Annotated in this window: 13 protein-coding genes; 6 read left to right on the top strand and 7 right to left on the bottom strand. The window is 60.1% G+C overall.

Annotated elements, in window-relative coordinates; translation table 11 throughout:
- Positions 1-45: 45 nt before the first annotated feature.
- Positions 46-438 carry a VOC family protein gene (locus J3O30_RS30750; RefSeq protein WP_207585830.1) on the bottom strand — a complete coding sequence of 131 codons (393 nt, stop codon included), beginning with the start codon at positions 436-438 and terminating at the stop codon, positions 46-48.
- Between the two features lie 98 nt (positions 439-536).
- The gene (locus J3O30_RS30755; RefSeq protein WP_207585831.1) at positions 537-2,159 is read right to left on the bottom strand and encodes an ABC-F family ATP-binding cassette domain-containing protein; all 1,623 of its coding nucleotides are present in this window, start codon (positions 2,157-2,159) and stop codon (positions 537-539) included.
- A 200-nt stretch (positions 2,160-2,359) separates the two neighbouring features.
- On the opposite strand from J3O30_RS30755, the gene J3O30_RS30760 reads away from it, so the two are divergent.
- On the top strand, positions 2,360-2,689 hold the full coding sequence (locus tag J3O30_RS30760; protein ID WP_207585832.1) for a DUF6665 family protein: 330 nt from the start codon (positions 2,360-2,362) through the stop codon (positions 2,687-2,689).
- A 100-nt stretch (positions 2,690-2,789) separates the two neighbouring features.
- Positions 2,790-3,659, top strand: coding sequence for an aldose 1-epimerase family protein (locus J3O30_RS30765; protein WP_207585833.1), 870 nt, complete (start codon positions 2,790-2,792; stop codon positions 3,657-3,659).
- A gap of 61 nt (positions 3,660-3,720) precedes the next feature.
- Here the strand turns inward: J3O30_RS30765 and J3O30_RS30770 are convergent, their stop codons facing one another.
- Together J3O30_RS30770 and J3O30_RS30775 are read right to left on the bottom strand one after the other, a co-directional pair.
- Positions 3,721-5,304 carry a DHA2 family efflux MFS transporter permease subunit gene (locus tag J3O30_RS30770; protein ID WP_207585834.1) on the bottom strand — a complete coding sequence of 528 codons (1,584 nt, stop codon included), beginning with the start codon at positions 5,302-5,304 and terminating at the stop codon, positions 3,721-3,723.
- Between the two features lie 24 nt (positions 5,305-5,328).
- Positions 5,329-6,513 (bottom strand): HlyD family secretion protein, encoded by a 1,185-nt coding sequence (locus tag J3O30_RS30775; RefSeq protein ID WP_207585835.1) that lies wholly within the window; start codon positions 6,511-6,513, stop codon positions 5,329-5,331.
- A 134-nt stretch (positions 6,514-6,647) separates the two neighbouring features.
- Between J3O30_RS30775 and J3O30_RS30780 the strand changes: the two genes are divergently transcribed.
- Entirely contained in the window at positions 6,648-7,295 is a 648-nt protein-coding gene (locus tag J3O30_RS30780) for a TetR/AcrR family transcriptional regulator (RefSeq protein ID WP_207585836.1), read from the top strand.
- Positions 7,296-7,365: 70 nt separating this feature from the next.
- Here the strand turns inward: J3O30_RS30780 and uxuA are convergent, their stop codons facing one another.
- Together uxuA and J3O30_RS30790 are read right to left on the bottom strand one after the other, a co-directional pair.
- Complete coding sequence (gene uxuA / locus J3O30_RS30785; protein ID WP_207585837.1) at positions 7,366-8,553, bottom strand: mannonate dehydratase; 1,188 nt, start codon at positions 8,551-8,553, stop codon at positions 7,366-7,368.
- 45 nt (positions 8,554-8,598) lie between these two features.
- Positions 8,599-9,315: a GntR family transcriptional regulator gene (locus tag J3O30_RS30790; RefSeq protein WP_207585838.1), complete on the bottom strand. Its 717-nt coding sequence runs from the start codon at positions 9,313-9,315 to the stop codon at positions 8,599-8,601.
- Between the two features lie 201 nt (positions 9,316-9,516).
- On the opposite strand from J3O30_RS30790, the gene J3O30_RS30795 reads away from it, so the two are divergent.
- The 3 genes from J3O30_RS30795 to J3O30_RS30805 all read left to right on the top strand — a co-directional run bounded on the left by J3O30_RS30795 (position 9,517) and on the right by J3O30_RS30805 (position 11,987).
- Positions 9,517-9,915, top strand: a complete 399-nt coding sequence (locus J3O30_RS30795) for a DUF2934 domain-containing protein (RefSeq protein ID WP_207585922.1) — start codon at positions 9,517-9,519, stop codon at positions 9,913-9,915.
- 36 nt (positions 9,916-9,951) lie between these two features.
- Entirely contained in the window at positions 9,952-10,203 is a 252-nt protein-coding gene (locus tag J3O30_RS30800) for a hypothetical protein (protein ID WP_207585839.1), read from the top strand.
- Between the two features lie 509 nt (positions 10,204-10,712).
- A complete protein-coding gene (locus tag J3O30_RS30805; protein WP_207585840.1) occupies positions 10,713-11,987 on the top strand; it encodes an O-antigen ligase family protein in 1,275 nt (424 codons plus the stop codon).
- A 64-nt stretch (positions 11,988-12,051) separates the two neighbouring features.
- Here J3O30_RS30805 and J3O30_RS30810 read toward each other — a convergent pair whose 3' ends face one another.
- Complete coding sequence (locus tag J3O30_RS30810) at positions 12,052-14,073, bottom strand: nucleoside-diphosphate sugar epimerase/dehydratase (protein WP_207585841.1); 2,022 nt, start codon at positions 14,071-14,073, stop codon at positions 12,052-12,054.
- Positions 14,074-14,156 lie beyond the last annotated feature (83 nt).

Consider the following 14,156-nt stretch of genomic DNA (forward strand, 5'->3'; position numbering starts at 1 on the left):
CCCGTCGCGTGAAGGAAGCGGCCTGCCAAGGCTTTAGTTGCAACGTTAGCGCAGTTCCTGCGCGACCTCCCAGACATGGCCGGACGGATCGGCAAAGGCCGCCGTACGGCGGCCCCATGGACGATCGATCGGACCATTGAGCAGCATGATCCCGAGTTTGCGCAGTTCCGCGCAGACCCCGTCGACATCATCGACCTTGATCGTCAGCAAGACGCGACTGCCCGAACCGGATGCCGCCACCGGTGACGGATCGACCAGCTGCGGCGCTTCCGTACCCTTGAGAAGGTTGACCATCGTCCCCGAAAATTTCAGCACCGAGCAGACAGCGTCCTGATAGACGACATCGGCGGCAAAGACCTTTTGGTAGAATGCCCTCGCCGCGTCAATATCGTCGACGAACAGGGTGATGACCTCGATCCTATCCAACCTCATGGGCATTTCTCCTCCGTTGCTTCGATCGTCCACCGATATCGATGGCCGGCTTTCTGCTGGTCGCTTCGAGCCTGCCGGTTTCGACATGCCGGAAAAAATAATCGTCAGCTCCGCAGACCCGGCGCCTCGTGGCCGGTGTGCGCCACATATTCCGTGTAGCCGCCGCCATATTGATGCACGCCGTCCGGCGTCAGCTCCAGCACCCGGTTGGAGAGTGCCGCCAGGAAATGCCGGTCGTGCGAGACGAACAGCATGGTGCCCTCATATTGCGACAGCGCCTTGATCAGCATCTCCTTGGTGTCGAGGTCGAGATGGTTCGTCGGCTCGTCAAGCACGAGCAGATTCGGCGGGTCGAACAGCATAATGGCCATGACCAGCCGCGCCTTCTCGCCGCCGGACAATACACGGCAGCGCTTCTCGACATCGTCGCCGGAGAAGCCGAAACATCCGGCGAGCGCCCGCAAAGGCCCCTGCCCCGCCTGTGGGAACCGGTCTTCCAGTGACTGGAAGACGGTGTGCTCGCCGTCGAGAATATCCATGGCGTGCTGGGCGAAATATCCCATCTTGACGCTGGCGCCGAGAGCGACGCTGCCTTCATCGGGCTCGGCGGTCCCCGTCACCAGCTTCAGCAGTGTCGACTTGCCGGCGCCGTTGATGCCCATGATGCACCAGCGTTCCCGGCGCCGCACCATGAAATCCAGTCCTTCATAGATGCTTCGACTGCCGTATTTCTTGTGCACGTTCTTGAGGTTGATCACATCTTCGCCGGATCGCGGCGCCGGCTGAAACTCGAAGGAGACCACCTGACGGCGCTTGGGCGGCTCCACCCGGTCGATCTTTTCCAGCTTCTTGACGCGGCTCTGCACCTGCGAGGCATGCGAGGCGCGCGCCTTGAACCGCTCGATGAACTTGATTTCCTTGGCGAGCATCGCCTGCTGGCGTTCGAATTGGGCCTGCTGCTGCCTTTCGTTCTGCGCCCGCTGCTGCTCGTAGAATTCGTAATCACCCGAATAGGTCGTCAGCGTGCCGCCATCGATCTCGATGATCTTAGTGATGATCCGGTTCATGAACTCGCGGTCATGCGAGGTCATCAGCAGAGCGCCCTCGTAGCCTTTCAGGAACTCCTCCAGCCAGATCAGGCTTTCGAGATCCAGATGGTTGCTCGGCTCGTCGAGCAGCATGACATCGGGACGCATGAGCAGGATGCGAGCGAGCGCCACGCGCATCTTCCAACCGCCCGACAGGGCGCCGACATCGCCGTCCATCATCTCCTGGCTGAAGCTCAGGCCGGCGAGCACTTCGCGGGCGCGTCCTTCGAGCGCATAACCGTCCAGTTCCTCGTAGCGCGCCTGCACCTCGCCGTAGCGCTCGATGATCTTGTCCATGTCGTCGGCCTGCTCGGGATCGGCCATGGCCGCCTCAAGCTCACGCAATTCGCCGGCAACGAGGCTGACCGGGCCGGCGCCGTTCATCACCTCGGCGACGGCACTGTGGCCCGCCATCTCGCCGACGTCCTGGTTGAAGTAGCCGATGGTGACGCCCTTTTCACAGGAGACCTGCCCTTCGTCTGGCTGCTCCTCACCGTTGATCATCCGGAAGATCGTCGTCTTGCCGGCGCCGTTCGGGCCGACGAGACCGATCTTCTCGCCTCTGTTGAGAGCTGCAGACGCCTCGATGAAGAGAATCCGGTGGCTGAGTTGTTTGCTGATATTCTCGATACGAATCATGATTTGCGCGGGGCCTAAGAAAAGATTTTGGCGCCCTTATGCCACGCATGGAAATGACAGGATAGGCCCGTTTCCACCCCTCTCGATCTCCTGAGGATGCCGAAACCCGTGAGCGGTTTTCGGACGACATCGTGCTCGCTGCTTTAATTTAGAACGGGATTGGATAGTATCGTGGCTCGCGCCAAGGAGAAGCCGTGCCAATGAGCGTCCGCCCGCCGCAGTCCCTCAGACAATCGCAGCAGAATACAAACGGCTTCAACGTCCTCGAATTCGAGCTGACGTCGGAACGCGCCGATACGCTCGGGCGCCACGGGCTGAAGGTGGAGGCAGCACTTGCCGCGCTGAAGGCCTGGACCGCCGACCGCAAGAGTGGCGAGGAACGCGAGAGATTTCTTAATGCAGCGTCCGACGCCGTCTGGGCCTTCTTCATCCAGCGTGAGATCTGCGGGCTGCGGAACAACCGCGACGCCATTCAGCGTTATGGCATCCCGAACGAAGTGATCGCCAGATTGGGCGCCGTGCCAAAATAACACGTAGCGACGGTGGGAGCGGCTCCCTTACCTATTGAGTGGAAATCAGCGGCCCAGAAAGATATGGCTTGATGCCGAACCATGGCGAAAGGGAATTGTGATGCCAAGCTCGATCCGGATTGGAAACCAGCATCTCACCGTCGACGTCTCCTCCCTCGGCGCCGAGATGCAGGCGCTCACCACCAGAAACGGACGCTCATGGCTGTGGACGGGCGACCCAGCCTTCTGGACCGGGCGGTCGCCGATCCTTTTTCCGATCGTCGGCAAGGCGCCGGAGGACAAGATAGCAATCGACGGCACGATCTATCCGATGGCCCAGCATGGTTTTGCCCGCCGCAGCGAATTCGCGCTTGCGGCATCCACCGCGACGATGTGCCGATACGAACTGGTCGCCTCGGCGGCCACCCGGGCGGCTTATCCATTCGATTTTCAGCTGGCGGTGGAGCATGCGGTTGAGGGCCGCGCGCTGACGGTGGCGGCAGAAGTCACCAACCGCGATCAGAAGGCGATGCCGTTCGGGCTCGGATTCCATTCGGCCTTTGCCTGGCCGCTGCCGGGTGCCGCCGGGCACGCCCATGTCGTTACGCTCGACAATAAGGGCGAGCCGCCGCTTGTGCGGCTGCAGGGTGGCCTCATCAATCCTGCGACGCTGCCCTCGCCGTTCGATACCGGTCGGTTGGTGCTCGATCACGCCATGTTCGACCAGGATGCGATGATCTTTCCGCAAGGGGCAGGCGAAGGCTTAACTTATGGCGCCGAAAATGGGCCGACCATGCAATTCCGGTTCGAAAATCTGCCCAATCTTGCCCTGTGGACCAAACCGGGCGCTCCCTTCCTCTGCATCGAGCCCTGGCACGGAACGGCCGCGGAGGCTGGACGTTCGAGCGAGCTTTCGAAGCGGCCCTACACGACTATCCTGGCACCGGGCGCGGTCGCTCGCTTCGCCTTTACCGTCGAGATTTTACAATAGAAAGCCGCGCGCCCGACGGGCGCGCACGAAGGAGGCTTTTACAGCCGTCGCAGGGGCGTTGTCAGTGAGCGCCCGCGCCACCGCCAGCCCGCGGCTTTTGGGTGAGCAGCAGGGCGACGGCAGCAATTGCAAGAACCACGCCGATGACAGCGAAAGTATCGGCGAAGCCCAGGATGAGCGCCTGACGCCTGACGATCTGCCCGAGAACGACAACGGCCTTCTGCCCGGCGATAGCTGGGTCGGAAATGCCGTGCTGCATGAAATAGCCGGTCGTTTGCGCAAGCCGGTCGCGTACTTCATCACGGGAGAGCGTGACCGACTGGCCGATGATATTCGAGTGGAACTGCTCGCGTTTGGTCAGCACCGTGCCGAGCGTTGCCGTGCCGACGGCGCCCCCGAGATTGCGCAGCATGTTGGTCAGGCCCGAAGCAGCGGCCGCGTCGGTGGCTGCGATGCCGGCGGTAGTAATGGCGGTGATCGGCGTCAGCACCAGCGCCTGGCCGATGGCGCGGACGATGTTCGGGATCCAGAACTGGTCGCCGGCGGTATTTGCCGAAAGCGTGATGTTCATGAAGCAGCTGATCGCGAAGATCGAGATGCCGAGGAAGCCGATGTAACGCGCATCGAAGCGCTTCATCATCATCGGAACAAGCGGGATCAGCAGCAGTTGCGGCAAACCGGTCCAAGCCAGCACCATGCCGATCTGCTCGGCATTGTAGTGCTGAACCTGGCCGAGATATTGCGGCAGGATATAGACGGTGCCGAAGAGGGCGACGCCAACCAGCACGTTGACGGCAACACCGATGCCGAAATTTCGCTGCGTCAGCAGGCTGAGCTTGACCAGCGGCTTCTTCACGGTGAGCTCGATCCAGATGAAGCCGGCGAGAAAGACGAAGGCGAGGATGCTGAGCTTGACGATGAAGGGCGAGGAAAACCAGTCCTCCTTGTTGCCTTCCTCGAGAACCGTCTGCAGCGCTGACAAACCGATCGCCATGGTGAAAATTCCCGCCCAGTCGCCTTCCCTGAGCAGGCGGAGCTGCATCGGCTGCTTGTCGAGCGTCAGAGCGAGCGCTACGGCCATGATGGCGCTCGGGATGGCGTTGATGAAGAAGATGGTCTGCCAGCCATAGTTTTCGGTGAGGTAACCGCCGATGGTCGGACCGATCGCCGGCGCGAAGGTGACCGAGAGCGCAAAGATCGCAAGGCCGAGCGGCTGCTGCGGTTTTGGCAGCTTGGTCAGCACCATGGTGAAGGCCATCGGGATCAGCACACCACCGGCAAAACCCTGCAGGCCGCGCAGCAGGATCATCGTCCCGAGATCATGGGCGAAGGCGCAGGCGATCGAAAACAGCGGAAACAGGATAGAATTAACGAGGATATAGCGGCGGAATGAAAAGACGCTGCTGAAATAGGCCGTCAGCGGAATGACGACGATTTCGCCGATCAGATATGAGGTTGAGATCCAGGCACCGTTGTCGACGCCCGTTCCGATACCGCCCTCGATATCGAGGAGGGAGGCGTTGGTGATCTGGATGTTGAGGATCGCCATGAAAGCGCCGATCATCCCGGCGAGAACGGCGATCCATTCCCGGGTGCTGGCCCGGGGCTGCGATGTGGCGACGGCTGTTGCTGCGATGGTGGACATGACACGATCTCCTGATCCCGGCGCCTATTTGCGGTCGGCATCGGCGATGGTGTCGATGCTCGGTTGAACCGACATGCCCGGACGCAGGTCGCCATCGGCGGCTTCGTCATCAAGCACGATCTTGACCGGAATGCGCTGAACGACCTTGGTGAAATTTCCCGTTGCATTGTCGGGAGGCAGCAGGGCAAATTCCTGGCCGCTTGCCGGAGCAAGGCTGTCGACGTGGCCGTGATAGATGCGGCCTGGAAAGGTATCGACCTCGATATTGACCGGCTGGCCAGCCCGAACATCGGTGAGCTGCGTCTCCTTATAGTTGGCAATCACATAGACCTCGCTCGTCGGCACGACCGACATCAGCTGGGTGCCGGCCTGGACATACTGGCCAACACGCAGTGTGCGGTTGCCGACGGTGCCGTCGACAGGTGCGGCAATGGTTGCATAGGAGAGGTTCAGCTCAGCCTGATGCTGGATTGCCCGGTCATGGGCAATCGTCGCCCTCGCCTGGGCGAGTTCGGCATTCAGGAGATCGACCTGCTTGACGGCGGCATCGAGCGTGGCGTTGTCGCGAACGTTGGTTGCCTGGGCTGCAGCGATGGCAGAGGCCGCCTGCTGCGCCGTCTGGACCGGAGCATAACCGTTGGTCGCGAGATTGGCATAGCGCTTGTTGTTTTGTTCGGCAAAGGTCTCATTGGCCTTGTCGACTTCGACCGTGGCGCGGGCGGCGGCAATCGTAGAGCGCTGAATATCAAGCGACGCCTGTTTGGCGTCGAGCACCGCCTCAGCCGCAGCGACATCGGCCTCGGCCTGATCGAGGGCGGCGCGGAAATCGCGATCGTCGATGCGGGCAAGCGGCTGGCCGGCCTCGACCATCTGGTTATCGCTGACCAGCACTTCTGCGATATAGCCCGACACTTTCGGGGCGACGGTGGTATTGTCAGCCTTCACATAGGCATCGTCGGTCGAGACTTCGAAACGGCCGATGGTCCAGTAGTTGTGGCCGTAATAGCCGGCAGCGGCAATCAGCACGAGCGCCGTTGCACCGAGCAACAATCCGCGACCGCCGCGTTTGCGAACGGGAGGCTCCGAAACGAGGGCAGGTTCGACGATGCGCGGCGAATTGCCGGCATCAAGGGTTGCGGGTGCGGCTTCCGCAGTGGTTTCTGGCACAGGTGCGTTGTTGTTAAGGGCCTGCAGCGTTTTGATGGACATGTCTCTCTCCTGGGAGTGGTCGCTGTCGCTATAGGCCGCGGCCTTTGAATTCCGGTGGCATAGGTTTTGGAAACTTGATGTTTTCCAAAATATGTATTAGAAAACGGATGTCAACGATAATTTGGAAAATTGTGATGGTCCAAAATCACGAAATCGAGAAGAGGTCGCGAGGCCGGCCGCAAGTGCGTTGTGACGACGATACGAGAAGCGTCATCATCGAGGCGGCCAACAGGCAGTTCCACGAGAGCGGCTATGCGGCCGCAAGCATCGCTGCGATCGCACAAGAGGCGGGGGTTTCGACCAAGACGCTCTATCGCCTGTTTCCGACGAAGGCAGACCTCTTTTCCGAGATGGTCACGGAGCGCACGGGGCGCTTTCTCATGTCGCTTGACCCGGGCACCCTCGCCGTGGCCGATCTCAGACAGGGACTTGAACGCATGCTGATGGCCTATGGCATGCTGACGCTCTCGCTGGATACGATCACCGTCACCCGGCTCGTCATCAGCGAGTCCGACCGTTTTCCCGAGATCGCCAATACCTTCTATGAGAAAGCCATCGTCAGGACCAATACGCTGATGGAGGACTGGCTGCGTAAGCAGATCGACCGCGGCCTGATTGCGCTTGACGAGCCGCACGCCGCCTGCGGCATGCTGCGCGGCATGATGATCATGGAGCCGCAGCGCGCCGCAATGCTGCGCCAGGAACCACCGCCGAAAATCGAGGCGATTGAGGCTCGGGCGAAGATGTGCTCCGATCTTTTTTTGAAGGGTTGCGCGCTCTGAAGCGTTGCTCAAGCTTCAGAGCGCGATGATTTCTGCTGAAAGGCGCAGCACTGCAAACCGCGGAACGCCCTCAGTTCGGCGGCGCGCCGAGCGCATGCAGGATGCCGCGAAGTTCTGCAAGGCCGCGCATGCGGCCGATGGCGGGGTAGCCAGGTGTGACGATCTTGTCGAGATCGTCGAGCATGCGGTGACCATGGTCTGAGCGAAAGACGATCGTGTCCTGCGCGCTGCGGCGCCGATCTTCCGCAACCAGTTCCCTGAGCACGGCGACCATGTCGACGTCGCCTTCCAAATGGGCGCTTTCATGGAAGGTCCGGCCGTCGCCTTCGCGGCTCGTGGCGCGCAGATGGGCAAAGTGAATGCGCGACGCGAAACGCCGGGCGATCGCAGGCAGGTCGTTTTCGGCGCGCACGCCGAGGCTGCCGGTGCAATAACACATGCCGTTGGCTGGCGACGGCACCGCATCAAAGAGCGCGGCATAGTCATCGGCCGTCGAGGCGATGCGCGGCAGGCCGAACAGCGAACGCGGCGGATCATCGGGGTGCAGCGTCAGCTTGACGCCGCGCGCCTCGGCCGCCGGCGTCACCGCCTCCAGGAATTCGATCAGATGCCGGCGCAGCCGTGCGGCATCGATACCGCTATAGGCGACCAGCTTTTCCCGGAATGCCGGAATGGTCAGAGGCTCGGTGGTCGAACCCGGCAGAGCCGAGGTGATGATGCGGGTGATGTCGGCGATCTCGTCCTCCGACATGGCTTCGAAGACGATACGCGCCCGTTCGCGGTCATCGCCGGAATAGTGCTGCGCCGCATCCGGCCGTTCGAGAATGAAGAGATCGAAGGCTGCGAAACGTTCGTGATCGAACCGCATGGCGGTGGCGCCCGTCGGCGTCACGAAATCGAGCTCGGTGCGGGTCCAGTCGACCACCGGCATGAAATTGTAGCAGACGATCGGAATGCCACAGGCGGCGACCGCTTCGAGGCTGGCGATCCACGCCTCGATTTCGGCCGTCGCCTCCCCGCCCTTGCGCTTGACGGCGTCGGGAATCGGAATGCTCTCGACCACCGACCAGGCGAGCGGCGAACGGTCGCCAGGCGTGGTCTCGATCAGAGACTGGCGCTCGCGCACTTCCTTTTCCGTCCACGCTCTGCCAATCGGCACCTGATGGAGCGAAGAGACGATGTTGGTCGCACCCGTCTGGCGGACATCATCCAGCGTCACCGGCGCTTCCGGCCCGAACCATCTCCAACCCTGCCGCATCCTTGTTCCTTCCCTTGCCTTTTCATTTCGTGTCTTAGTCTGCCATCAGCAGAAATAATCGGGGTAACGCGAGCGCAGCTCGTCGACGTCGGGAATGACGGCGCTCAGGTGATGGATCATCGCGTGCCGTGCAGCCGTCGCATCATGGGCGGCGAGCGCATCGCGAATGATCATATGTTCGTGCACCACAGTGTCCATCCGCCCGAGCACCGGCAGCGTCAGCCGCCGAGCCCGGTCGATCTGCACCTTGACCGTTTTCAGGATCGCCCAGATTCCGGGATAACCCGCTGTCTGTGCGATCGCCTCGTGAAAGGTCTCGTCTTCCTCATGGAAACTCGAGGCATTGCCTGTTGCGGCATGCGACCGCTGCCGGGCGATGATGGCATCGAGACGGCCAATGTCGGCAGCGGTGGCGAGGAGAGCAGCAGTCTCGACGGTCGTGCCTTCGAGCGCCTTGCGCACGACGACCGCCTCGGGAATCGCAGAAACCGGCACGCGCGACACGACGGTGCCCGACTGTGGGTAAATGTCGACCAGCCCGCCTTCGGAAAGCCTGAGTAGCGCCTCACGCACCGGCGTGCGGCTGACGCCGAAATCGTCGGCGATGCGCTTTTCCTGCAGCAACATGCCAGGCGGCATCCGCAGCGACACGATATTGGCATGCAGGCGCTCATAAATGGCGCCGGCGGTGGTGATCCGCCGCAGCCTGCCGACAATCTGCGGCGGGGCGACCAAAACTTCAATTTCTGATGCCTGCCGCATAACGATACCAAAACGGAGAGATTTTGGCATACTAGTATATCAATTATCTCACCTTGCCAACTCGTGTTGCCATGCGGGACGGCATGACGTCCATCCGGAGGATGGCCGGCAGCCGTGCAGGATGCCGGACCTCCGTACCAAGGTACCCATTGTTTGGAACTTAGATCGGGCGAGCTGGTTGAGATACTCAAGGAGACGCTCATGAAAAACCCGGCACGACGCAAGACAAGCGAAGCCCCGGCCGACGGCCGGCCGGAATTTCCATCCGCCGCGGACAGCCGCGGAAAGAAGACGGCTCGGCGAGCCGTAAACGACATCGGTAGGCAGACCGGCGGGTCGCCGGCAGCCAGCCGCGAAGAGGAGATCCGCAAAAGGGCATATTCGTTCTGGGAAAAGGACGGTAGGCCAGAAGGCCAGCACCGGCATCACTGGACCTTGGCTGAGCATGAACTCGACGCACCGGGCGAAATCAACAATCCTCCAAATCTCGCGGCACTGCGAGAGGCCTCGCGCCAACATACCGATACATTCCTCGTCAGAACCGATCTCGAAGATGCCGATCAGCGCGAAGCCTCCCCCGGCACGCGTGAGCAGAGTTGAACTTCAGCCTATAGCCAATCTTAGGAAGGTGCCGACATGGCCGACAAACAAAACTTGAACGCCGGATTCACCGGAATACCCGCCGAGCAACCGGAGGGATTGACCAAAGTTGCGAGGTCGGCGGCCAATGGGGTGACACGAGAGGTCTACGCCGTCGCCTCCGGCGTTAGGGATCACCCGCACACCGCAAGCGCATTATTGCTCGGCACCGGCATTCTGGCCTTCGGCCTCGGCTACCTCTTCGGTCGATCATCGACCGAAAGTATGACACGTCGATATTGGCGATAGCGGAGACGTTCAATGAAGCGGCTCGCGGGATGGAAGATCCGGAGCGCCCGGTCGCCCACCAGCCACATCTTTTGCCCGTCGGACATGATGCTAGAATAGGATGTCGCCCGAAGACCGCTGACTTTCGGCACCCTTGCACGATCGGCGGCGAAGTCCCGTCAGCTGGGTCGTTTCGAAGCGACCTGTCGCGTCATCTGCTCGAAGCGACCTGTCGCGTCATCTGCGTTAATGCTTCGCAGCCCGCCCGGGCGTGACGTCGCCCTCGGCGATCCCATTTGCGAAAAATACCGGTCGACGATCAAACTTCGAACCGAACCTGCACCTCACGTGTCTACTGCTGAAGTCGACCTTATGTCGCATCCCGTCATTTCGTACGCCCACGTTCGTCCACAGATGCTGTTGCTGGAATACCACGAGGCTTAAAGCCTTAGATTGCATCTAATCGCCCCGCTTGACAGGCGTGATCACGATCCTTAGCGAAACGGCATCAGCATGGTCAGGATCGGCAAGTGAAATACCTCAGACAACTGAAGATAGCAGTGCTCTATCCAGAAAATGGGGCGGGAAGCGCACGTGATCGGAACAACCGCATTGCGGTCTTTTTCTTTGCAATCCTTCCCGGACTTTCGCCGAACTTTAACTTGTTCATCCTTCTCGCATCAATGGTGTGGGGCCTCTGCTGTCTGGCGACGGGCAGCCTGGCCTTGAACCTGTCGAAATCCGACCGGCTGGTTGCCATTGGCATGTCGATCTACCCGCTGGTGATGATCGCGAGCATATTCATCAATCCACCTTACTCCGAAGAACTGGACTGGATATTCCGGCTGCTGCCTTTCTTTTCGGTCTGGCTGTTATTGCCGCGAATGCGCCAGTCTCCCGATGGCCGCCTCGTGCCGCTGTTTATTCTCAGCGCAGGTATCGGCATGATCGTTACCTTTCTCTTCAGTCTGCTGCAGATCATGTTTCTGATGGAGAGGGCGGAGGCTGGGACATCGAATGCTGCACTGCTGGGCATCATAGGCGTTCTTTTCGGCGGCATAGCGCTTCTTAACGTTCAATCCCCGAAAAGCGTGGAGCAAAGAATTGCGATCTTGGGGTATGCCGCCGGTCTAGGCTGCGTACTGCTTTCGGGAACGCGCTCGGCCTGGCTCGTCATTCCCGTTCATATCGTCATTTTTCTCTGGTATTTCCGCAAACACAGTTTCCATCTGAGCTTGCGCAGTCTCGCCATCACCGGCTCTGTGCTGTTTGCGGGACTTATCGCTTTGGGCAGTGGCCAAATCCTCCATCGCATCGAGGCGCTGCAGGAGAATATGGCATCGCTCGACCGCAGCGACGGCGAGGTCACGTCGCTCAGTGCACGGTTCGCTCTTTATAAAGGGGCAGTATCAGCAATCAGTAAGGACCCGCTGACCGGCTATGGCCCGCAAAATCGGATGGCTTCGGTGTTGGCGGAGCTGCCCGACAGCTTAAGGCCGCAGCTGACCTATTCGCATGTTCACAACGGTTTTCTCACGGCGGGAATCGACGCCGGTATTTTCGGCATCGCAGCGCTTTCGCTGATGCTCGCGACGCCCGTGATTGGCGCGTGGAGAAAGGAAGCTGGGCCGGGCCGGGATCTGGCCATTGCGCTCGCTCTGCTGCTCGTCAGCAGCTACGTCATAACAGGCAGCTTTGGCATCATGTTCAATCAGAAGGCCTTGGATCCGATCTTCGCCTATCTGGTCGCTCTTATTTGCGTGGATCGCGGCAGCACAGGCTTTGCGCCCGTCGTTCGCAACTGACGTCTGGCACCTAGAGTATGATGCCGAAAAGTGTGACCGGTTTTCCGACGAGATCCCGCTCTATTTAATTTAGAGCAGGATGATTGACGGCTAAGGCGGCCGTATTGGTTTCGGCGCCGGTGAAAGCGAGATCCGAGACCTCGCCCGTTGACGAATAGCCGGAAACAAGCTCAGCCAATGTCGCTCGGGCAGCGATCATATCATTCCGATCCAATGCCGCATTGAGCGAGTTGAGCTTTTTCAAAAGCTCCGGCCAGGACAGGAAATCCTCACGCGCCTTCATAATCCGGGGATGCTGGGTTCTTTCCGGATTATCCCCGATCAGAAGTTCTTCATAGAGCTTCTCGCCGGGCCTGAGGCCGGTAACGGAAAGCTCGATATCCCCTTCGGGATTGATCTCGTCGCGAACGGTCAACCCGGACAACTCCACCATCTTGCGGGCGAGATCGGCAATCCGAACGGGCTCGCCCATATCGAGGAGGAAAACATCGCCACCCTCACCCATGGCGCCTGCCTGGATGACGAGCTGCGAGGCTTCCGAGATGGTCATGAAATAGCGGGTTATATCAGGATGTGTCAGCGTAACAGGTCCGCCTTCCTTGATCTGCTGCCTGAAAAGCGGCACGACGGATCCAGAGGAGCCAAGGACGTTTCCGAAGCGGACCATGCAAAAATTTGTTCGCATTCTGTCGGCCATCGATTCTGCTGAGAGCGCCTGCAGAACCATCTCCGCCAGCCTCTTGCTGGCGCCCATTACATTTGTCGGGCGCACGGCCTTGTCCGTACTGATCAGCACGAAATTAGCCACGCCGCATTTACGCGCTGCGCGTGCCGTGGCCAGCGTACCCAGGACGTTATTCTTGATGCCTTCCACGGCATTATGTTCGACAAGGGGCACATGCTTGTAAGCCGCGGCATGATAGAGCGTCTGAGGTCGCCAGCTCTGGATGATATGCTCCATGCGATCCTGATCGCGGACGGAACAGAGGATTGGAACGATCTGCAGATTTTTATGTTCGAAGAGCTCGGCCAGCTTCTGCAATTCGGCATGAATATTATATAGCGCGAATTCGTTCTGATCGATGAGGATCAGGCTGGACGGTCCGTTGCGGAGAATCTGACGGCATAACTCGCCGCCGATCGAGCCACCAGCGCCGGTGACCATCACCACCTTGTTGCGCATTGCCTTGTCGAGCAACTCTTGGCGCGGTGCGACCGCTTCCCTCCCCAGAAGATCTTCGATCTCCAGCTCACGGATATCCGAGACGGCGACACGTCCTTGAGCCAGCGCCGTGAGATCCGGCAACGTGCGGACATTTACCCTGGCTTTGCGAATATGCTCCAGGATTTCGTTGCGACGCTGCCGTGACGCGGAGGGAAGAGCAAGAAGCACATTGTGCACGCCAAGAGCTTCGGCGAGCATCGGAAGATCGGAAGGATCGTAGATCGGCAATCCGCCCATGATGCCGCCCTTGAGGCGCGGATCGTCATCGAGATAGCCGACGACATTGAGCTCGGCATTGTTGCTTAAGGCGGCGGCCAATTGCCGCCCGGCATTCCCCGCTCCGTAAATCAGCACCTTCGCGACCGTATTCTTGTTGAGGATACGCTGGTAGGCGTCCCCAAGCCAATAACGAATACCCAGCCTCGACAGGCCGATCGCGATTAGCAGCAGGAAAGGCTGAAGAATACCGACGGTTCTCGGAACGCCAGGCACGCTGAGCGCCGTAAATATCGTCATGAAGGCGAGGCCGTAGATCGCAATGGCCTTCAGCACGGCGATGAAAGCGGCCAAATTCGCATAGCGGAAGATCGCCCGATACATGCCCATGACGATGAAGATCGGCAGTGCCATGCACAAGGAAACTAAGACCGGCAGCCACTGTACGCCGGTCAAAACCGTCCACTCGTTCAGGCGGAAGCAATAGGCCAGCCAGATCGTCAGAACGCAAAAGCTGGAATCCACCAGCAAAGCCAGAGCGCGTTTGGCAACCCGCGGCATCGCCAGCAGAGGAGTGACGAGCGCTTGCATCGGCGTTAGGAACCATGCCGAGCGCGACGTCTCAGTGGGCGTATTGTCAGGCATTGCTAACCAGCGTCTCGTGGATCAATCGGACAAGCACCTTCTTGTCATTTTCTGCAACGAGCGCAACTGAAATAATCGGAAAG

Origin of the sequence: Rhizobium sp. NZLR1, from assembly GCF_017357385.1 — a bacterium.
Classification (GTDB): domain Bacteria; phylum Pseudomonadota; class Alphaproteobacteria; order Rhizobiales; family Rhizobiaceae; genus Rhizobium.